The sequence below is a fragment of the Paraclostridium sp. MRS3W1 genome (assembly GCF_032465715.1).
Lineage (GTDB): Bacteria > Bacillota > Clostridia > Peptostreptococcales > Peptostreptococcaceae > Paraclostridium > Paraclostridium dentum.
The window spans coordinates 22,903-43,176 of sequence record NZ_JAWDJM010000188.1 but is presented as its reverse complement, the minus strand read 5'-3'; the positions used below and the strand labels follow the sequence as shown (position 1 = coordinate 43,176).

22 protein-coding genes are annotated in these 20,274 nt (G+C 27.6%); 14 read left to right on the top strand and 8 right to left on the bottom strand.

Translation table 11 applies throughout. The features are described from left to right. Positions 1-45: 45 nt before the first annotated feature. Entirely contained in the window at positions 46-450 is a 405-nt protein-coding gene (locus RWY47_RS16190; protein ID WP_021429554.1) for a CBS domain-containing protein, read from the top strand. Between the two features lie 40 nt (positions 451-490). On the opposite strand, the gene RWY47_RS16185 is transcribed toward RWY47_RS16190, so the two are convergent. Further along, complete coding sequence (locus RWY47_RS16185) at positions 491-1,246, bottom strand: peptidylprolyl isomerase (RefSeq protein ID WP_021429681.1); 756 nt, start codon at positions 1,244-1,246, stop codon at positions 491-493. A gap of 103 nt (positions 1,247-1,349) precedes the next feature. Continuing rightward, positions 1,350-1,796, bottom strand: coding sequence for a hypothetical protein (locus tag RWY47_RS16180; RefSeq protein ID WP_168930662.1), 447 nt, complete (start codon positions 1,794-1,796; stop codon positions 1,350-1,352). A gap of 201 nt (positions 1,797-1,997) precedes the next feature. Here RWY47_RS16180 and RWY47_RS16175 point away from each other — a divergent pair, with 201 nt between their 5' ends. Beyond that, complete coding sequence (locus tag RWY47_RS16175) at positions 1,998-2,255, top strand: TIGR03905 family TSCPD domain-containing protein (RefSeq protein ID WP_021429622.1); 258 nt, start codon at positions 1,998-2,000, stop codon at positions 2,253-2,255. A 49-nt stretch (positions 2,256-2,304) separates the two neighbouring features. Here the strand turns inward: RWY47_RS16175 and RWY47_RS16170 are convergent, their stop codons facing one another. Next, positions 2,305-2,757, bottom strand: coding sequence for a hypothetical protein (locus tag RWY47_RS16170; RefSeq protein ID WP_021429741.1), 453 nt, complete (start codon positions 2,755-2,757; stop codon positions 2,305-2,307). Positions 2,758-3,100: 343 nt separating this feature from the next. Here RWY47_RS16170 and RWY47_RS16165 point away from each other — a divergent pair, with 343 nt between their 5' ends. The 6 genes from RWY47_RS16165 (at position 3,101) to RWY47_RS16140 (ending at position 10,357) form a co-directional block, all read left to right on the top strand. After that, the gene (locus RWY47_RS16165) at positions 3,101-3,289 is read left to right on the top strand and encodes a DUF1858 domain-containing protein (protein WP_021429726.1); all 189 of its coding nucleotides are present in this window, start codon (positions 3,101-3,103) and stop codon (positions 3,287-3,289) included. Between the two features lie 139 nt (positions 3,290-3,428). Continuing rightward, positions 3,429-4,700, top strand: coding sequence for a SulP family inorganic anion transporter (locus tag RWY47_RS16160; protein WP_081949203.1), 1,272 nt, complete (start codon positions 3,429-3,431; stop codon positions 4,698-4,700). A 185-nt stretch (positions 4,701-4,885) separates the two neighbouring features. Beyond that, a complete protein-coding gene (locus RWY47_RS16155; protein ID WP_085282164.1) occupies positions 4,886-5,338 on the top strand; it encodes a hypothetical protein in 453 nt (150 codons plus the stop codon). A 160-nt stretch (positions 5,339-5,498) separates the two neighbouring features. Beyond that, positions 5,499-7,733, top strand: a complete 2,235-nt coding sequence (gene pflB / locus RWY47_RS16150; protein ID WP_150843142.1) for a formate C-acetyltransferase — start codon at positions 5,499-5,501, stop codon at positions 7,731-7,733. A 443-nt stretch (positions 7,734-8,176) separates the two neighbouring features. Further along, positions 8,177-9,715, top strand: coding sequence for a glycerol kinase GlpK (gene glpK / locus RWY47_RS16145; RefSeq protein WP_021429684.1), 1,539 nt, complete (start codon positions 8,177-8,179; stop codon positions 9,713-9,715). Between the two features lie 75 nt (positions 9,716-9,790). Further along, positions 9,791-10,357 (top strand): hypothetical protein, encoded by a 567-nt coding sequence (locus RWY47_RS16140; protein ID WP_150843141.1) that lies wholly within the window; start codon positions 9,791-9,793, stop codon positions 10,355-10,357. A 64-nt stretch (positions 10,358-10,421) separates the two neighbouring features. Here the strand turns inward: RWY47_RS16140 and RWY47_RS16135 are convergent, their stop codons facing one another. Beyond that, positions 10,422-11,189 carry a hypothetical protein gene (locus tag RWY47_RS16135; RefSeq protein ID WP_224170417.1) on the bottom strand — a complete coding sequence of 256 codons (768 nt, stop codon included), beginning with the start codon at positions 11,187-11,189 and terminating at the stop codon, positions 10,422-10,424. Positions 11,190-11,267: 78 nt separating this feature from the next. Beyond that, positions 11,268-12,035, bottom strand: a complete 768-nt coding sequence (locus RWY47_RS16130) for a YaaA family protein (RefSeq protein WP_224170418.1) — start codon at positions 12,033-12,035, stop codon at positions 11,268-11,270. 91 nt (positions 12,036-12,126) lie between these two features. Between RWY47_RS16130 and RWY47_RS16125 the strand changes: the two genes are divergently transcribed. Then, positions 12,127-12,888: a DUF975 family protein gene (locus RWY47_RS16125; RefSeq protein WP_224170419.1), complete on the top strand. Its 762-nt coding sequence runs from the start codon at positions 12,127-12,129 to the stop codon at positions 12,886-12,888. A 38-nt stretch (positions 12,889-12,926) separates the two neighbouring features. On the opposite strand, the gene RWY47_RS16120 is transcribed toward RWY47_RS16125, so the two are convergent. Both RWY47_RS16120 and RWY47_RS16115 read right to left on the bottom strand, forming a co-directional pair. Further along, complete coding sequence (locus tag RWY47_RS16120) at positions 12,927-14,549, bottom strand: carbon starvation CstA family protein (RefSeq protein WP_150843138.1); 1,623 nt, start codon at positions 14,547-14,549, stop codon at positions 12,927-12,929. After that, positions 14,546-14,974 (bottom strand): hypothetical protein, encoded by a 429-nt coding sequence (locus RWY47_RS16115; RefSeq protein WP_150843137.1) that lies wholly within the window; start codon positions 14,972-14,974, stop codon positions 14,546-14,548. Before RWY47_RS16115 ends, RWY47_RS16120 begins: the two co-directional genes overlap by 4 nt. 249 nt (positions 14,975-15,223) lie before the next feature. On the opposite strand from RWY47_RS16115, the gene RWY47_RS16110 reads away from it, so the two are divergent. Genes RWY47_RS16110 through RWY47_RS16095 form a run of 4 tightly spaced genes read left to right on the top strand, consistent with a single transcriptional unit; the run spans position 15,224 to position 18,352 of the window. Then, positions 15,224-15,580: a GntR family transcriptional regulator gene (locus RWY47_RS16110; RefSeq protein ID WP_021433591.1), complete on the top strand. Its 357-nt coding sequence runs from the start codon at positions 15,224-15,226 to the stop codon at positions 15,578-15,580. 11 nt (positions 15,581-15,591) lie between these two features. Continuing rightward, entirely contained in the window at positions 15,592-16,284 is a 693-nt protein-coding gene (locus tag RWY47_RS16105) for an ABC transporter ATP-binding protein (protein WP_021429577.1), read from the top strand. Next, a complete protein-coding gene (locus RWY47_RS16100) occupies positions 16,277-17,101 on the top strand; it encodes a hypothetical protein (protein WP_150843136.1) in 825 nt (274 codons plus the stop codon). The genes RWY47_RS16105 and RWY47_RS16100 overlap by 8 nt, the downstream gene beginning before the upstream one ends. Positions 17,102-17,113: 12 nt before the next feature. After that, positions 17,114-18,352: a hypothetical protein gene (locus tag RWY47_RS16095; RefSeq protein WP_257439110.1), complete on the top strand. Its 1,239-nt coding sequence runs from the start codon at positions 17,114-17,116 to the stop codon at positions 18,350-18,352. A gap of 53 nt (positions 18,353-18,405) precedes the next feature. Here RWY47_RS16095 and RWY47_RS16090 read toward each other — a convergent pair whose 3' ends face one another. Next, positions 18,406-18,750: a RidA family protein gene (locus RWY47_RS16090; RefSeq protein ID WP_025161588.1), complete on the bottom strand. Its 345-nt coding sequence runs from the start codon at positions 18,748-18,750 to the stop codon at positions 18,406-18,408. A 225-nt stretch (positions 18,751-18,975) separates the two neighbouring features. Between RWY47_RS16090 and RWY47_RS16085 the strand changes: the two genes are divergently transcribed. Next, a complete protein-coding gene (locus RWY47_RS16085) occupies positions 18,976-20,268 on the top strand; it encodes an NCS2 family permease (protein WP_021433587.1) in 1,293 nt (430 codons plus the stop codon). Positions 20,269-20,274: the final 6 nt, after the last annotated feature.

Genomic DNA, 20,274 nt, shown 5'->3' with positions numbered 1-20,274 from the left:
TAGATGTATTTTTAAGTTTATACTACTTAATAGGAGGTGTAGTATTTGAATATACTATTTTTTATAACACCCAAAAGTGAAGTAGCATATATATATGATGACTATACAATGAGACAGGCATTAGAGAAGATGGAGTATCATAGATATTCTGCTATACCTATTATAAATCGTGAAGGTGCGTATGTAGGGACTATTACAGAGGGGGACTTACTATGGTATCTAAAGAATGATTTAAATTTAGAATTAAAAGCCATAGAAGATGTATATGTATGTGATGTAAAAAGAAGAATGGACAATAAACCTGTATCTATAAATGCAAATATAGAAGATTTGATATCTAAATCTATGAACCAAAACTTTGTGCCAGTTATAGATGACCAAAATATTTTTATTGGGATAATTAAAAGAAGAGATATAATTGAATATTGCTATAAAAAGATAAAATCATAAAAAAGATAACTAATGTTTAGCCATTAGTTATCTTTTTTTATTAGTCGTTTAATTTTACTAAATTATTATACTTAGCTTTTAAGTCATTTATTTTTGAAGAGTAAACTTCATTTTGTTTTTGGTACATTAAGCTTTTAGCTATTTCTTCCTTAACTTCATCAAGTTCAGATTGACCACCTTCGTGTCTATCTTCTACTTTTATTAAGTGATATCCGAATTGAGTTTTAACTGGACCTTGTACGTCGCCTCTATTCATATTAAATACAGCTTCTTCGAACTCAGGAACCATTTGTCCTCTAGGGAAAGTACCTAAATCTCCATCAGCATCTTTAGATGGGCAAGAAGAATGCTCTCTAGCTGCTTCTTCGAATGATATTTCATTACTATTTATTTTGTTTAATAAGTCATTAGCTAATTCTTCAGTATCAACTAATATATGTTTAGCAGATGCTGTTTCAGGTTTAACAAATTTAGTTTTGTTAGCTTCATAGAAGTTAGCTATTTCTTCATCAGTTAATTTAACAGATGCTAAAACTTTATTTATAGAATATTGTTTTAACATATTTTCTTCTATTCTTTTCATTTCAGCTTTGAAGTTTTCGTCATTATGTAAATTTTCGTCTTTAGCTTCAAGGTAGAATAACTCTTGATTTACTAAATCTTCTAGTAATCTTTTTTTACCTTCTTCTGTATTAAATTGCATAGCTTGGTATGGGTCTAAGCTTTTTAAAGCATTCTCGATATCAATATTAGTTATTTCCTTTTCACCGATAGTGGCTAAAACTGTTCTTTCCATTATAATAACTCCTTTTTATTTGATTATTAATAGTATTTTACTACTAAGATAAATAATATCAAAAAATACTAAATATGTCTAATATTTCAAAAAACTAATAATTTTAGTATCTAAGAAACATAAATAGCATTAAAGCAGATGCTAGTATACCAACAACGCCTTCTTCAAGTTTGTATTTATAAACTTTTAATATAGAAATATACATATATGTAAATAATAATGATAGCTTAATTAAAAACCACATAATACTAATAGGGAATATATAGTAACTTAATGTGGAGAAAATAAAGGATAAAAGCGTTGAAATTTTATAAAAAACTTCTATCTTTTTTTCGAAATTATTTGAACTTTTCATATAAATTACATAACTAATAATATATATTATACAAACTGAACTATATGCAATAAAAAAGTATATTGCTATTTTATTAAATTTATAATCTGTAAGGATTATTCCTATAAACCAAAACATAACCCAAAACATAAGAAATAAAAATTTAAATAAATTATTAAATAAGTTTAGTTTGTTTTCTTTTAATACATCACTCATAAGTATCACATCCTAAAAGGTAATCTAATAGATTATATACACAATCTATCTAATATATTCAGAGCAAATATAGCTATTATTATAATTATAACTACTAATTGATATATATAAAATATAAATTATAAAAAAATATTTAAAATCCTCATAAATTATACTGTTTATAAATAAATATGTATAAAATATTAAAATAAGGTGATGTGTATGTATAGATATTATACTAGTGGTGTTTGTTCAAAATCAATTTTATTAGACATAGAAGGAGATATGTTAAAAGATGTAATATTTGAAGGTGGTTGTGCAGGGAATTTAATAGGAATTAAAAATTTGATTGAAGGAAAGAATATTGATGAAATTATAGAAGCATTTGAAAAAATTCCATGTAAAAATAGAGAATCATCTTGCCCAGATCAGCTTGCGAATGCGCTTAAAATATATAAAAAGTATGTATTAAAAGAGTAATATAAAAAAGCTTCTACATTAATTTAGTAGAAGCTTTTCCTTTGAAAAATTATTTAGTTACAACGATTGCAATTTTTTCATCTTTATTATAACTTATTTGAACTAATTGGTTCTTTTTAACTTTCTCTAACTCTTCGCCACCATATTTTATTTGTAACTTATCAACTCTTTTACCTTGTTTTATTATAGCTACATATTCTTTTTTACCCTTTTTCTCAAGGCTTATTAAATTTCCAACAAAAGGTTTGAAGTTTTGATATTTGTCACCTTGTTTTTTGATGTAAAAATAAGTACCAACAGCGATAACAAGTACGATTCCGAATAATACCCAACCATTAACTTTAAAGTATATACCTGTCATCCAAACAACTAACATTATGATCATAGGAATAATACTCTTTTTAAGTAATAATTTCCCCATTATTTCATTAGCTTTTTTTTCAGGGCCAGACATTGTTTTAGATCTAGCGTATGATGCTGCGAATTTGTCTTTTAAGCTCATATTAATCCTCCTAGATTATTTCAAATTTAAATTATGATAACAAGTTATGCTTGAAATTTAAAATATATTTATAGTATGTACAAGTTTCACAATTAAATTTATATTCAAGCAAGCATAAATATATAACATATTTTATCATAAAAACATTAAAAAGAAAATAAATGGGAATGTAAAATTTTAATGTAAAATAAAATTTTACCATAATAAAGATTTTCATGCTTTTAATTATTAACAAAAAAATTAAAAATGTAACGTATGTTACGGAAAAAAGTTTAAAAATATTATAATATTAAGATATAATAAAATTAGAAAAATACGAACTATTATTAAAGGAGAATTTAAAATGAAAATAGATAAAAATACCTTAATAGGAGATTTAATTAATAAAAAACCAAACTCAGTAAATGTTTTAATGTCTTACGAAATGGGATGCTTAGGTTGTCCTTCAGCACAAATGGAAACTTTAGAACAAGCTGCATATATACATGGTATAGATTTAGACGAATTACTTCAAAAACTGAATGAAATTTAAAAAACAAAAAAGATACTTCGATTGCGGAGTATCTTTTTTGTTTTTAACACAAATTTTAAAAATTATGTATGGACTTTATCAAAAAATAGGATTAATATATTAAATGTTGCAATATTTAGTTTTGGAAGGAAGTGTTTTCGTGTCACCAAAGTTATTTAAAATGATTAAAGATAATGAGCTTACTAAAGATCAAGTTGGAAAAGATATAATAGCAGGTATAATAGTTGCTATAATAGCTTTACCGCTTTCGATAGCATTAGCTATATCTTCAGGAGTATCACCAGAGAAAGGTCTTATAACTGCTATATTTGCAGGGTTTGTAATTTCTCTTCTAGGTGGTAGTAAGGTTCAAATAGGAGGACCTACAGGAGCATTTGTTGTAATTGTTTATGGAGTAGTTAAAACTTATGGAATAACTGGACTTATAACATCTACAATGATGGCAGGAATTATATTAGTAGTTATGGGACTACTTAGATTTGGATCTTTAATAAAATATGTACCACAAACAATTACAGTAGGATTTACAAGCGGAATAGCAGTAACATTACTTACAACTCAATTAAAAGATTTTTTTGGATTTAAAATAGCGGATGTGCCAGCAGAGTTTATAGGCAAAGTTGAAAGCTATATACAAAACATATCTACTTTTGATATAGCATCATTTCTAATAGGTCTATCTTGTATTTTAATTTTAGTTTACTGGCCTAAGGTAAATAAAAAGATTCCAGCTTCAATAATAGCGCTAATAGTTTCTACATTAGCTGTAAATTTATTGAACTTACCAACAGACACAATAGGTACTAGATTTAGTGAAATATCATCTTCAATACCTAAGCCACAAATACCACATATGGATGTAAAAACAATTATAAACTTAATAAATCCAGCACTTACAATTGCACTATTAGGAGCTATAGAATCACTACTTTCTTGTGTAGTTTCAGATAATATGATAGATGATAAACATGATTCAAATATGGAACTTGTAGCACAAGGATTAGGAAATATAGCATCTTCTTTATTTGGAGGAATTCCTGCAACTGGAGCTATAGCAAGAACTGCTGCAAACGTAAAAAATGGGGGGCGAAGCCCTATATCAGGAATGGTACATGCTATAACATTATTACTTATAATGGTTATTCTTATGCCTTTTGCAAAGCTAATACCAATGACAACTTTAGCAGCTATACTTATTATTGTTTCATATAATATGGGAGAATGGTCTCATTTTAAGGAACTATTATCTTCAAGTAAATCAGATGTTTTAGTACTGCTTATAACTTTTACATTTACAGTAGTATTTGACTTAGTATTTGCTATTGGAGTAGGTATGGCAGTTCATTATGTATTTAAATTTATAAAATCTAGACAAGAAAAAGACGAAGAAGAAGAATTAGAAGCTGCATAATAAAACCTTAGTAAATAGTTATTTTCTTTGCATAATTGTCAAAAAAGGCAATATAAAATGCTACGTTAATAATTATTTATTAAAATAATTCTTTTAAAAGCATGAATTAATATATTAATTCATGCTTTTTTTGTATAAAATTGGGAACACTAAAGAGTAATAATATTGAGATTTTGGAGGATGTAATGAAAAAATTATTATTTTTATTGTGTTTAATGATGGTATTTACTGTTGGATGTTCTAAGGAAGTTGTTGAAAATAGAGTTGAAGTTGAAAAAACAATCCCATCTGGAGTGGAAGGGGATATAGGTAAGGGTAGTATAATAGTTACTACTCATGTTTCAAATTCAGAAGATGGCTCTATTCCTACTGTATATAGAGATGAAAAAAAAGGTTTGGGACAAGTTGGACTTAGCTCAAAAGACTTTGATGATTCTAGAGTAAGTTATATATATATAGATGGAAAGTTAAATACAGTTGAAAAGCTAGGGAAAGAAAGTTCTGTTACGTTAACTATATGTGATAATGATTTAAAAGAGGGTAAACACAAAATTGAAGTTGTTCAATTTGATAATGATAAAACAAATGGAACTCCTATAACTTACAAAAAATGTGAATATGAAATATATATCAGATAAGTTGTTTAAAAACATATATGAATTTAAATTTATAAATTAGAATAGATTTATAAAATTATTACCAAATAAAGATGAAGTGTATAAATTTTATTATAAAGGTAAGTAATAAAGTAAATAAATTTATAAGATATATTTAAAGAAATATGTAGGAGGCAACTAAATGTATAATACAGCTTGGAAAAATTTTAAAGATGGAAAGTGGAGTAAGGAGATTGATGTTAGAGATTTTATACAATTAAATTATACTCCATATGAAGGAGATGGGTCTTTTTTAGTTGAGGCAACAGAAAACACAAACGCATTAATGGATGATATGATGATATTATTTAAGAAAGAGAGAGATAACGGAGGAACTTTGGATGTAGATACTAAGACAGTATCAGCGATAGATGCTTATAAACCAGGTTATATAGATAAAGAAAAAGAGGTTGTTGTAGGATTACAAACAGATGAACCTTTAAAGAGAGGTATAATGCCTTATGGTGGGATAAGAATGGTAGAAACATCTTGTAAGGCTTATGGATTTGAACTAGATAAAAAAGTAAAAGAAATTTTCACTAAATATAGAAAAACTCATAATCAAGGTGTATTCGATGCATATACAGAGGAAATGAGATTAGCAAGAAAATCAGGAATAATAACTGGATTACCTGATGCATATGGAAGAGGGAGGATTATAGGAGACTACAGACGTGTTGCATTATATGGAGTTGATAGATTAATTGAAGATAAAATTAGCCAGAAGAATAGTTTAGATGTAAGTGTAATAGATGAAGATATTATAAGATTAAGAGAAGAAATATCAGATCAAATAAAAGCGTTAGAATCACTAAAAAAAATGGCTGAAAGTTACGGGTTTGATATATCAAGACCAGCTGAAAACTCTAGAGAAGCAGTTCAATGGTTATACTTTGGGTACTTAGGAGCTATAAAAGATCAAAATGGAGCGGCAATGTCATTAGGGAGAACTAGTACTTTCCTAGATATATATTTTGAGAGAGATTTAAAAAATGGAGAAATCACAGAGGAAAAAATTCAAGAGTTAATGGATCATTTTGTAATGAAGTTAAGAATGGTTAAGTTTCTTAGAACTCCAGAATACAATGATTTATTTTCAGGGGATCCAACTTGGGTAACGGAATCAATAGGAGGTATGGGTATAGATGGAAGAACATTAGTTACAAAAAATTCTTTTAGAATTTTACATACATTGTATACACTAGGTCCATCGCCAGAGCCAAATCTAACTGTTTTATGGTCAAATTCTCTACCAAAAGGATTCAAGGATTTCTGTTCTAAAGTTTCAATAGATACAAGTTCTATACAGTATGAAAATGATGACCTTATGAGACCTTATTGGGGAGATGATTATGGAATTGCATGTTGTGTTTCTGCTATGAGAATAGGTAAACAAATGCAATTCTTTGGAGCTAGAGTTAACTTAGCAAAAACACTTCTTTATTCGATAAATGGTGGAATTGATGAAAAACTAGGAATTCAAGTTGGCCCTAAATTTGAGGTTATAAGATCTGAGTATTTAAATTATGAAGAGGTGATAGAAAAGTTTGATTTATTTACAGATTGGTTAGCGAATTTATATATAAATACTCTTAACGTAATACATTATATGCACGATAAATATTCCTATGAAGCTTTAGAGATGGCGTTACATGATAGAGATGTATTTAGAACTATGGCTTGTGGAATAGCTGGATTATCAGTATGTGTGGACTCTCTATCAGCTATTAAATATGCAAAAGTTAAGCCAATAAGAAATGAAGCTGGTATAGCTATAGATTTTGAAGTAGAGGGAGAATACCCTAAATATGGTAACAATGATGATAGAGTAGACAATATAGCTATAGATTTAGTAAAAAGTTTTATGAATAAACTAAGAAAGAATAAAACTTATAGGAATTCATATCATACCCAATCAATACTAACTATTACTTCTAATGTGGTTTATGGAAAGAAAACAGGAAATACTCCTGATGGAAGAAAAGCAGGCGAGCCATTTGCACCAGGAGCCAATCCTATGCATGGAAGAGATGTTAGTGGAGCATTAGCTTCCTTATCATCGGTTGCTAAACTTCCTTATGAACATGCTCAAGATGGAATTTCTAATACATTTTCAATAATTCCAGGAGCTTTAGGTAAAGATATAGAAGAAAGAACTTCAAATCTAACTGCAATGTTGGATGGTTATTTTGGACAAGGTGCACATCACCTAAATGTAAATGTATTTGATAGAGAGATGCTTATAGATGCAATGGAAAGACCAGAAGAATACCCTAGATTAACAATAAGAGTTTCTGGGTATGCGGTACATTTTACAAAACTTACTAAAGAGCAACAATTAGATATTATAAATAGAACATTCCATATGGGTAAATAAATTTAAAATAGGTGTGATTATATTCACACCTATTTTAAATTATTTTTTGTATCATATGTATTTATAGATATAGTTAAATTGAATTATTTCTATAATAAAGCAAATTTAAGATTTAATATCTAAAATAATAAAATTTAAAAAAGGAATATTACATTATTTTCAGTAATTATATTATATATATAGCAAATCTAATAATATGCAGATATAATTTTGAAATTCCTAGTTGAAAATGTTACTATTGAATAATTGTATTAATGCAAATTATAATAGGTAGAGATGCTCAATAAAATAATAATAAAAACTAATTAGCATACCTTAGACAAAAAAAGACTAATTTTAGATTGATAATATACATTAATTTACTTAAAAATGTGTATATCGAAAGGAGATGAAATTTAGTGAAAGGTATTGATTAAGATATACTCTTTCGCTGAGGATAAATTATGGAAAAAAAATATATAATAGCATTAGATCAAGGAACTACTAGTTCAAGGGCAATATTATTTGATAAATATGGTAATATAGTTTCAACTGCACAAAAGGAGTTTACTCAAATATACCCAAAGGCTTCTTGGGTTGAACATAATCCTATGGAAATTTGGGGAAGTCAAAGTGGTGTACTAAGAGAAGTTCTAGAAACATCTTTTATAAGACCTGATGAAATTGCAGCAATAGGTATAACAAATCAAAGAGAAACTACAATTGTATGGGATAAAAATACGGGCAAACCGGTATATAATGCTATTGTGTGGCAATGTAGAAGAACAGCAGACATATGCGATAAGTTAAAAGATAAAGGCTTAGAAGCTACTATAAAAGAAAAAACAGGACTTTTGGTAGATGCATATTTTTCAGCTACTAAAATAAATTGGATTTTAGAAAATGTAGAAGGTGCAAGAGATAAAGCTGAAAATGGAGAGCTTTTATTTGGAACTGTAGATACATGGCTTATATGGAATTTAACTAGAGGAAAAGTTCATGTTACAGATTATTCAAATGCATCAAGAACAATGCTTTTCAATATAAAAGATTTGAAATGGGATGAAGAAATTCTAGATGAATTAAACATACCAAAGAGTATGTTGCCTGAAGTTAGACCATCTAGTGAAATTTATGGATACACAGATTCTGAAATGTTAGCTGGTGCACAAATACCTATAGCAGGGTGTGCAGGAGATCAACAAGCTGCATTGTTTGGGCAAACATGTTTTGAGCAAGGTAGTGTTAAAAATACTTACGGAACTGGGTGCTTTTTATTAATGAACACAGGTGATACGATAGTTGAATCAGAAAAAGGATTATTGACTACTATAGCGTGGGGAGTAGATGGAAAAGTTAACTATGCTTTAGAAGGAAGTATATTTGTTGGAGGGGCATCGATTCAATGGTTAAGAGATGAACTTAGGTTAATATATGATTCAGGACAATCGGAATACTATGCAAATCAAGTTCAAGATACTAATGGAGTTTATGTAGTTCCTGCATTTACAGGATTAGGGGCTCCTTATTGGGATATGTATGCTAGAGGAGCTATATTTGGATTGACAAGAGGAGCAAAAAGAGGGCACATAGTTAGAGCTACATTAGAATCTATAGCATATCAAACAAAAGATGTTTTAATGGCTATGCAAGAGGATTCTAAAATGCAGTTAAAATGTCTTAGAGTTGATGGAGGAGCAAGTGCAAATAACTTCTTAATGCAATTTCAATCAGATATATTAAATGTGAATATTGATAGACCCAAAATAATAGAAACTACAGCTTTAGGGGCTGCATATCTTGCAGGTCTTTCAGTAGGATTTTTCAAAAGTATAGAAGAAATAAAAGAAAAATGGGAAATAGACAAGGAATTTACACCGAGTATGGATGATAGAAAAAGAACTATTTTATATAAAGGATGGAAGAGAGCAGTTGATAGAACTCTCTTATGGGCTAAAGAAGATGAAGAATTGGCGAATGAATTAAGCAGTATAAACAACTAAAAATATATAAAATATTTCTATATTTGATTCATATAATTAAAATAGATGTTATATGTAAAATATGGAGGTATAAATATGAAAAAGTTAAAAAAAGTTTTTTGCTTAATATTTATATGTATGTTGGTTTTAAGCGGATGCAACAACAATGTTGATGTTAAAGGTGATAATAAATCTGAGATGCAAGTATCTAGTAACTTAAGTACTGATAAGCAAAATGAGAAAAAAAATTCAAAAACTTATGACGCTAAAATAATAAGTATGAATTCTAATACAAGTGAAAAGAAAATAATAAGTGATATCAAAATCGATGATAATTTATCTATGAATGATAAAGTAAATATAATTATCAAAGAAGTATCAAAATTACAATTTAAAAATGCTCCAATAGAGTTAATTAAAATAGATAATAATATAGCTTACATAAATATTAAAGAAGATAAAGAAAACAAATTGTGGGGCAATAAATTTTTTCAAGGAAGTACAGGAGCTAGTGTAACAACATACACAATTGTTGAAAGTTTACTTCAACGAGATTACAAAGGTAAATGGATTGATGGTATATACATTACTTATGAAGGAAAAACAAATGTAGAGTTTGATCACATAGATGTTGACTTTTTTGGTAGTGTAATAAAAAGATAATAAATCAATTAAAAAGGTAACTATAAAAATTTTATTCTTAAAATTATATAGTTACCCTTTTATTTTACTTGTTTTTTGATAAACAATTTTCATTTAATAATTTAAATCCATAATCCTTTGTTAATACTTCAATTAATTCATCATAATTGTATTTAGGATAATTTATTATGCAGTACTTAGTATCGTCCTCTAATTTATCGAATTCATTATAAACATCAAATGTAGTAGACATCTTAGCCATATCATCTCTAAGTTTATCCATATCAACTAATATATGAGCAAATTCAAAATCAAGAGATTCATTAACTATCATATCAGCAATTGTGCTCAATAAGCTTTCTTTGTTTTTAAATTCTATTTTTATTGAATTATTTTTATATTTATCTAACTTAATTGATAACTCCTTCAAACAACTATCTAAGTCATTATTCACAAAGTTTACAAACCCTTCTTGGCTAAATAATGATTGAATATCTGATATTAATAAATTGTTCATATGCTCTTCCCAAAGTAAAAGTCCAAATTTAGAATAACTAGAATCAGATACAGGCTCTCCTTTATAGTTTTCAAATCTTGGATGAAGTCTGTCATGATGTTTTGATATTGATACTCTAAATAAGTTCCCCTCATGATCTGATGGGATACAGTTTATAATAAACTTATCTAAATCACTTCCAATAAAAACTTTTTCACTTAAAAGTAGTTTTTTTGTTTTATCTAAATTTTCTTTTGAAAAATCTATATTTTCATTACTTACAGCCATTCTAAAAATAATTTCTTTATATGTTTTATTTAATATATTATTTAACTCTTGTGTGTAGTTATACTTCATAGTCAGAAACCTCCAAATTTTAAGTCAAATGATATATACCCAAAATAATACTTTTTAATCTAAAAATAATAATTGTTACTATCTAGTAAAGATTATTGAATTACTATCAGATAAATTTGCATTAAAAGTATATCCATCGTAATTAAAGTTTTTAATACCTTCTATAGAATCTATTTTGTTTTTAATTATGTAGCTAGTTAGGTGCCCCCTAGCTTTTTTTGAGTAAATACCTATAACTTTATAAGTATTACTACTTTCTTTGAAGTCTTTAAACTCTACATTTACAACTTGAAAATTTTTAGATAATTTTTTAAGATTTATAGCTTTAGAATATTCAGTTGATGATAAATTAAGCAAAGTTTTATTTTGCTGATTATTAAATTCATGATAAAAATAATCAGTTATTTTTTCTTTCCAAAATTTATACAAATCATTTCCTTGTTCATTTTTTAATTTAGCTTTCATTTCAAGTCTATAAGATTGTATCATATCTAAAGGTTTTAGTACACCATACAAACCTGATAAGATTCTTAAATGAGCATTTGCAAATTCAAAGTCTGACTCATCAAATTCATTTACTTTAATGCAATTAAACACTTGACCATCAAAAGCAAGTAAAGCTTGTAAGTATTTGCTAGATTCAGTACCTAACGTTTGATATCTATCAAAATTTAAATTAGTTAAGTCATTGCTTAGATTCATTAGAGTGCTTATTTCATCTCTAGTTAACTTTTTTAAAATAGATATAAGATACTTAACTTCAGGCTCAAAAAAAGGAGTAGAAGACTTGAAATTAGTATTTATATCAAAATTCATAGTTGTTGCGGGGGAAATTATTGTTATCATTAAAAATCACCTCGAAAAAATTTTTTATATAATATATATATCAATAAATTAATAATTTAATCAATAAATAAAAAGTTTTTAATATAATATAATGTATGTAGTTTTAAATGTCATACAAATTAAAAATAAGGGGGCGTTTAAAATCGATAGAGTTCAACTAAAAGAATTATCGAAAAGTCAATTAAAGGGAAATTGGAAGATACCTGTATTATTGACACTATCTTATAGTGTAGCATCTATAATAATAAGTATGTTACAAGGGCAATCAGAATCTATGTTATTAGCTTTAGTAATGTTTGTAGTGTCATTTGGATTTGGAGTATTTATAACTATAGGAATTCCTAACTTTTACTTAATGTTTATTGAAAAAATTGGGAATGGTTCTTTTTCAGATGTTGTAGTTTCTAAAAGTAAATTTATAAAGGCATTAATATATACAGTTATATTATCTGCAATTGTATTTATAGCTACATTTATTGTAATAGGTATAGCACTAGGGGGAACAGTTGTATTTACTTTTTCAGAATCAGGATTCGGAGCAGGATTTATATTTGGAATTTTGGTGATATTGGTACTGTTAATACTTTTAACTATACTTGAACTAGCTTTAATGCTAACTCCATATATAATAATAGAACATGAGCACTTAGGTACTATAGAAGCTATGGGATTAAGTATAAAAATGATGAAGGGTAATAAATGGAAATTTTTTGTTATAGAGTTAAGCTTTATAGGCTGGGCTATTTTATCTGCACTTACATTTGGAATAGGTTTTTTATGGCTAATTCCATATATAAGTTTAACTCAAGCAAACTTCTATAGAGATTTAAGTTTTAACTATTTAAATAAATAAAAAATAAGCTATCTTTTTTAAGATAGCTTATTTTTTATTTATTTAAAGTTTTTTATTTTTTCTTTTTTTATAAACATAATAGCTTCTTTTATTAATATAATAGCTAAAACAAGTAAAAGAACTGCTATTATTACAAGTGCATAATTGACCCCTATATTAGCTTTTATATTAAAACATAATGATACTATAGTAACTATAAACATAAAAATTATAGGAATTATAAATTCTTTAAAGCTCTTATTTGAATTAGCAAGCCATATAGCTATGGCCATTAATGCTATTGCTGCTAAAAGTTGGTTTGCAGATCCGAATATAGGCCATATTTTTTCATATCCCATAACAGCTAAAAGACCAGAGCATACAACTGTTATAGTTGTAGAAACATACATATTGCTAAGTGGATTGGCTTTTGTAGCTTCTTTGTTGTTCAATCCATTTGTATCGAAAAACTCTTGGAATATAAATCTACCAAGTCTAGTAGCAGTATCTAAAGATGTAAGCGCAAATGCAGATATAGCAAGTGATGTGAATGTTTTACCTATGCCAAATGGGATGCCAAATGATGCCATGAAATTAGCGATTCCTTCAGAAAATACGTTGACAGGTCCACCGTTTCCTAATAAACTTCCAAATTGCTTGTTAGAAATATAAGCTACAGTTATAAGCGCAACAATTGCAAGAAGACCTTCTATAAGCATAGCTCCATAACCTATTTTTTTAGCATCGGATTCTTTATACAATTGTTTTGAAGATGTACCAGATCCAACAAGTGAATGAAATCCTGAAATAGCTCCGCAAGCAACGGTTACAAATAGTACAGGGAATAAGTATTGGCCTCCGACATTAAAGCCTATAAATCCATCCATTTGTATTTCTGGTCTTAATATAACAATACCTAAAAGGGCTCCAATTATCATTGCATATAATAGATAAGAGTTAAGATAATCTCTAGGTTGAAGTAATATCCAAACTGGAGTTACAGAAGCTATGAAAATATAGATCATAAGTAATATTATCCAAGTTTGTTTACTTAAAGCTATAGGAAATAAAAAACCTAAGTAAATACATCCAAATAACATTAGAACACCTACTACAGAAGCTGGAATTAAAGGCATTTTAAATCTATAAACTGCTATACCAAACAAAATTGCTAAAACTATAAAAAATATTGAAGCACTAGCAGCTTGTGGGGTAGAAACAAAGTTATCAGCTACTATATTTGCAAAGGCTGCAACAACTAAAACTAGAGTTAACCAAGCAAATAATGCGAAGAGTTTTTTACCCTTTTTACCCATGTTGGATTCTATTATTTCACCTATAGATTTACCCTCATGCCTAATAGATGCAAATAAAGAACCAAAGTCTTGAACACCACCAAAGAAAATACTACCTATTAATACCCAAAGGGCAACTGGTATCCAACCAAATATAGCTGCTTGGATAGGACCTACTATAGGACCAGCACCAGCAATTGAAGCAAAGTGATGTCCGAGTAATACTGGAGATTTAGCAGGAACATAGTCAACCCCATCATATTTAGTATGAGCGGGTGTTTTTCTTGTATCATCTACGCCCCATTTTTTAGCTAAATATCCACCATAAAATACATATCCTATAAAAAGAATAAGTGCACTTATTAAAAGTAGTGTTAATGAATTCATAATAAAACCTCCTTATAAAAATGAATAATATCTTTAGAATCGCAGTTATAAATAAATTCATTTGTGGATTTATCAAAAAGAATTATTCTGAGTGATGAATAGCCTTTAAGTCCTAACATATAGCTTTTTCTTTTTTTTATCTTGGGTATTTTAGATCTTAAAATTTTATCGATATGATTTGTAGATACAAAAAGAGTTATGGTTGTAGACATGTGATTTTCATCGACTTGTACAAGGTTTTTCATAGCAAAATCAGTAAAAGATAATAAGTTTTTTTCTAAGTAATCAATTGACAGATTATCTAATTCTTTTGCAAACACATACTCTTTATTATCATAAGACCAAATTACTCTCTTTTTATTTAAAAAGTATTTTGAATTGGTAAGTATATACTCCCCCATAAAATCAAAATTATAGTTAGACACTTGATAGTTTTCGTATATATTAAATTGATTTTTCATAGAGGATTTAAGTTTATCTAAAATAAAATCACCTCCTTAATTAATTTATATAAATATGAGGGCTTTATTATGTATGGGTTAACAAATTAAATGTATTTATATATATAAATTACTTTATTACTTAAATTTACAGTTGAACTCTGAGTGTACTATATATATAATACACTTAGAGGTGTACTATTTGCATGGTACAGTGATACGGAGGTGAAAATTATGAGTTTTATTCCAAACGATAAAGAACCAGTATATATTCAGATTATACGATATATAAAACAACAAATTGTAATAGGGGAATTAGGAATAGGAGATATCATACCGTCAAGGAGAGATATGGCAGTTATGATAAAAGTAAACCCAAATACTGTTCAAAAAGCATATAAAGAAATGGAAGAAATGGGGATAATAACGACTCACAGAAACTATCAAAGTAACATAACGGATGATAGTTCTATAATAACAAAAATAAAGGAAGATTTGATAAATGAATCCATGGATTCGTTTATAGCAAGCATGAAAGCTATAAATGTTAAAAAAGAAGAAGTTATAAACATAATAAATGATAGGTTTTAGGAGGGATAAATTTGATAGAAATTAAAAATGCTAGTAAAAAGTACAAAAAAGTAAAAGCATTAGACAATATATCCTTTGAAATCCATGAGGGAAAGATAACTTGCATTTTAGGAATAAACGGTGTTGGAAAGTCGACTATTTTGAAATCTATATGCGGACTTGTGAAATTAGATAGAGGTGAAATATTAATAGATGGAGAAAAAATAGATTATAAAACATATGAAAAAGTAGCTTTTGTCCCAGATGTGGACAACTATTTTGCACAACTTACAATAAAAGAAAGTTTTGAATTTATGAAAGAATTTTATAAAAAATGGGATAGAGAAAAAGCATATGATATGCTGAAATTGTTCAATTTGACTGATGATAAAAAAATTTCAGAGCTTTCAAAGGGAAATATTGCTAGGGTTAAAATTATACTAGGCTTTGCTCAAAATGCTAAGTATACTATATTAGATGAACCATTTTCAGGAATAGATATATTTAAACGAGAAGATTTTTTAGGTGTAATGACTAAGTATGTAGGTGATGAACAAAGTATAATAATAACCACTCATGAAATTGCTGAAATTGAAATGATAGCAGATGACGTAATTCTTATTGATGAGGGGAAACTTTCTCTAGTTTTCAATGCAGAAAAGACTCGTGAAGAAGAAGGAAAATCAATAATAGATAAAATGAGGGAGGTATATAAAGGTGAATAAGATACTCACTTTATATAATATAGAATTTAAAAGAATATACAAACTGTACTTCTTGCTTATAGGAACATTATTGATAGCTAACTTAGCTGGAGTTATGAAAACTTTATATGATTCTGTAAAAAGGATTAGCTTAGAAAATAATTTGCCTATGAATATAGATATATTGAAAACTAATTTAGGTTATAGTTTTGTAAATGAATTTACAAAAAATGATATATACGTATACGGAAGTATGGCTTTAGGCGTAGCTATATTATTTTGCTTATTATATGCAACTATTATATGGTACAGAGATTACTATTCAAAGAGTAAAACCATATATACATTATTAAGCCTTCCACAACCGAAATTCAACATATATTTAGCTAAGTTAATTATGGTACTTGTTATGATATATGGAGTAATCGCATGTCAATTTTTATTTTGGTATATGGATTTAAATATTATAAAAATATTTGCTGGAATAAGTTCTCCAAATTTTGCGAACGTATACTCTAATATGATGCAGCCGGTTAATCAAATAAATGTAGTATCACCATACTTATTAGATTTTTTAATGATAGATTTATTTGGAATAATACTTGCTGTTGTAGTTATATTTACTGGAGTGTTAATAGAAAGATCATTTAAAAAAGTGGGAGTATTATTAGGGATTGGATACATTTTAATTACTATAATAGGATATGTATTTATAATAGGATTAGATAGTGGAATTTTAGGAAACTTACTATTAAATCACATAATGTATTATATTTTATTGCTTATGGTATCCATCTTGATTTCGTATAGATTAATAAATAAAAGGGTTTGTGTATAAAGGAGGATTTATATGAATAAAAAATTATCAATTACAATTTTAGGATTAGCAGTATTCTCTTTTATACTAGTTTTATTAGGGGTTATTATAAATCAACCAAAGCATGAATTAGTAGATATAAAGGGAGATAGGAATGAAATCGGAGATGTATTATTTATATCTCAAACTCAAAATGGATTGTATGGAAATGTTCAAACTATAACATCAAAAGATAAATTTACAGTGAAAAAGAATTCAAAGTCAATATACAACCTAAGTGAAAATACTAAGGTGAAAGATGAACATAAGGAAATGTTAAAAAATGTACAACAAGATAATCAGAGATATTGTAGTGAAGAAAATATAGGATACATAGAGGATACGGGAATAAACTATACAGGTACAGGAGATGCTAACTTAAGTTTTAAAATAGTTAATAAAAACCTTAGGAGTGGTAATGTTGAAGAATATGATTTAAATTTACCAAAAAGTTTTGATGGAGAAAGTAATTTTTCTTATGGACTAACTGTTGGTATTAAAAATGAAGATATATATATATTATCTAGTGTATCTGAAGATGTTGAGTACTCTGCAAAAGGAAATATTACAGGTAGCGGGGATGTAGCAATTGATATTTATAAATTTAATTTGAATAAAAAAGAAATTGATAAAGTTGGAGAATTTGTTCAAAAGAAAAAAGATAGTGAAATAATAATAAGCAATAATCAAATATGTTTTGAATATGAGGATAAATTGTATTCAACAATAGAAACTTATCCAAATGATAAAAAGAAAAATGGAGAAGTATATTTAATTTATTATGATATGAAAAAAAATAAATTTGAATATATGGAAGGACCTATAATTAACAATAAGGATATTGAATCAATCGATACAGATACAATTCAATATAGCATAGAAAATGGAAAATTATATTTACTTAACAAAAATGATAAAGATGAGAGTTATACAAATATAATTCAATACACAATCGATTTGAAAAATAACAAAATAGATAAAAATAAAGAGTATAAAGTTGAAAAATTAAATGAAATGTCACATATAGAATCTTTTAGAGTTATAAATAAAAAGTTGTATCTTTGTATGGGAAGTTATAAGGCAATTAGAGGAGGGTACTCTGGTGATGAGGATTTGAAAAATACTATAGTTGTAGTAGATGAAAAAAATGGGAATACCTTGTATATGGGAGAATATATAGAGGGTAAACCCGAGGATAGTTCAAACTTTATATTAAAAAATAATGAAATTTAATTTTAAAGCTATAAAATACAAATAAACTTGTGTTTTATAGCTTTTATTCTTAATTATTTAACTGCTGCAGTAACAGACATCTCAACTAATAAAGCTTCTCTAGCTAATCTAGCTTCAACACAAGCTCTAGCAGGCTCAGAACCTTCGTTTACCCAAGCATCCCAAACAGAGTTCATATCAGCAAAGTCTTTCATATCTCTTAAATATATAGTTACAGATAATATATGATCTTTATCAGAATCATATTTATTTAGTAAATCTTCTACTTTTTGTAATACCATCTTAGTTTGTTCCTTAACATCACCTTCTCCATGTGTTTGACCGCATAAATATATTGTGTTGTTATGTACAACTGCCCTACTCATTCTACCAGTTCCTTCATATCTTTTTATTTCCATTTTACAATTTCCTCCCATAACATTAAAAAATTAAGTTCAATATTTAATTATAGATGAATATAAAAACATTTTCAATTACATAATAATACAAAGTATAAAATGAAAACACATACATAAACATACAAAAATAAAAAAATATTCGAAAAAATGTGCATAAAAATTTAAAATATGATATTATAGAGTTCTGTGAAAAAACAAAATTCGACAGAAAGAGTGAGGACGTAAATGGAGAAGTATTTTAAACTTAAAGAAAATAATACTACGATAAAAACAGAAATTTTAGCAGGTATTACTACTTTTATGACAATGGCGTACATATTAATAGTAAATCCTAGTATATTATCTGCAGCAGGAATGGACTATGGAGCGGTATTTACAGCTACAGCTTTATCTGCAGTTATAGCTACTCTTATGATGGGATTATATGCGAAATTACCATTTGCTTTAGCCCCAGGTATGGGATTAAATGCATTCTTTGCATATACGATAGTAATAGGAATGGGATATTCATATCAATTTGCATTAACAGCAGTATTCTTAGAAGGACTTATATTTATAATGTTAACATTATTTAATGTGCGTGAAGCTATTGTTGATTCTATTCCAAATAACATAAAGAAAGCTATTTCGGTAGGTATAGGACTATTAATTTCACTAATAGGATTAGAAGGAGCTGGAGTTATAGTTCACCCTGAAGGTGGAGGAACTATATTAGCTCTTGGAAATATAGTTTCAGGAACTGGATTATTAGCTTTAATAGGTATATTAATAACAGCTGTATTATTAGCTAAAAACATAAAAGGGGCATTATTTATAGGAATGATAGTTACAACTATAATTGGAATACCTATGGGTGTTATAGATATACCAACAAAAGTAATGAGCATGCCTCCTTCAATTTCATCAACTGTACTTAGCTTTGAGTGGCACAACATATTCTCTTTAGATATGGTTATAGTGTTATTTACACTATTATTTATGGATATGTTTGATACTATAGGGACTTTAGTAGGAGTTGCTACAAAAGCTAAAATGTTAGATGAAAATGGGAAAGTACCAAACGTTAAAAAAGCATTATTTGCAGATGCAGTAGGAACTACTATAGGAGCTTGTCTAGGTACAAGTACAGTAAGTACTTTTGTTGAAAGTGCATCAGGAGTTGCAGAGGGTGGAAGAACAGGTCTTACAGCTGTATCAACTGCAGTTATGTTCTTTTTAGCATTATTCTTTGCACCTTTATTTTCTATAATAACTCCAGCTGTTACAGCATCGGCACTAGTATTAGTTGGACTATTTATGATAGAGCCTATAAAAGAAATAAATTTAGAAGATTTTACAGAAGCTATTCCAGCATTTTTAACTATAATAATGATGCCGTTATCATACTCTATAGCTGATGGGATAGTATTTGGTGTTATATCTTATATAATATTAAAATTATTCTCTGGTAGAGCTAAAGAAATAAGCATAACTACAGTAATTATAGGATTTGTATTTATACTTAAATTTTTAATATAGATATTT

What these genes read in the sequence shown, in the direction of transcription:
- RWY47_RS16095 (WP_257439110.1), top strand. Translation starts at nt 17,114, where the DNA reads ATGAATAAAAAATTATCAATTACAATTTTAGGATTAGCAGTATTCTCT.
- RWY47_RS16170 (WP_021429741.1), bottom strand. Translation starts at nt 2,757, where the DNA reads ATGAGCTTAAAAGACAAATTCGCAGCATCATACGCTAGATCTAAAACA.
- RWY47_RS16120 (WP_150843138.1), bottom strand. Translation starts at nt 14,549, where the DNA reads ATGAATTCATTAACACTACTTTTAATAAGTGCACTTATTCTTTTTATA.
- RWY47_RS16155 (WP_085282164.1), top strand. Translation starts at nt 4,886, where the DNA reads ATGAAAAAATTATTATTTTTATTGTGTTTAATGATGGTATTTACTGTT.
- RWY47_RS16125 (WP_224170419.1), top strand. Translation starts at nt 12,127, where the DNA reads ATGTATGTAGTTTTAAATGTCATACAAATTAAAAATAAGGGGGCGTTT.
- RWY47_RS16185 (WP_021429681.1), bottom strand. Translation starts at nt 1,246, where the DNA reads ATGGAAAGAACAGTTTTAGCCACTATCGGTGAAAAGGAAATAACTAAT.
- RWY47_RS16175 (WP_021429622.1), top strand. Translation starts at nt 1,998, where the DNA reads ATGTATAGATATTATACTAGTGGTGTTTGTTCAAAATCAATTTTATTA.
- pflB (WP_150843142.1), top strand. Translation starts at nt 5,499, where the DNA reads ATGTATAATACAGCTTGGAAAAATTTTAAAGATGGAAAGTGGAGTAAG.
- RWY47_RS16085 (WP_021433587.1), top strand. Translation starts at nt 18,976, where the DNA reads ATGGAGAAGTATTTTAAACTTAAAGAAAATAATACTACGATAAAAACA.
- RWY47_RS16130 (WP_224170418.1), bottom strand. Translation starts at nt 12,035, where the DNA reads ATGATAACAATAATTTCCCCCGCAACAACTATGAATTTTGATATAAAT.
- RWY47_RS16110 (WP_021433591.1), top strand. Translation starts at nt 15,224, where the DNA reads ATGAGTTTTATTCCAAACGATAAAGAACCAGTATATATTCAGATTATA.
- RWY47_RS16135 (WP_224170417.1), bottom strand. Translation starts at nt 11,189, where the DNA reads ATGAAGTATAACTACACACAAGAGTTAAATAATATATTAAATAAAACA.
- RWY47_RS16090 (WP_025161588.1), bottom strand. Translation starts at nt 18,750, where the DNA reads ATGGAAATAAAAAGATATGAAGGAACTGGTAGAATGAGTAGGGCAGTT.
- RWY47_RS16165 (WP_021429726.1), top strand. Translation starts at nt 3,101, where the DNA reads ATGAAAATAGATAAAAATACCTTAATAGGAGATTTAATTAATAAAAAA.
- RWY47_RS16140 (WP_150843141.1), top strand. Translation starts at nt 9,791, where the DNA reads ATGAAAAAGTTAAAAAAAGTTTTTTGCTTAATATTTATATGTATGTTG.
- glpK (WP_021429684.1), top strand. Translation starts at nt 8,177, where the DNA reads ATGGAAAAAAAATATATAATAGCATTAGATCAAGGAACTACTAGTTCA.
- RWY47_RS16180 (WP_168930662.1), bottom strand. Translation starts at nt 1,796, where the DNA reads ATGAGTGATGTATTAAAAGAAAACAAACTAAACTTATTTAATAATTTA.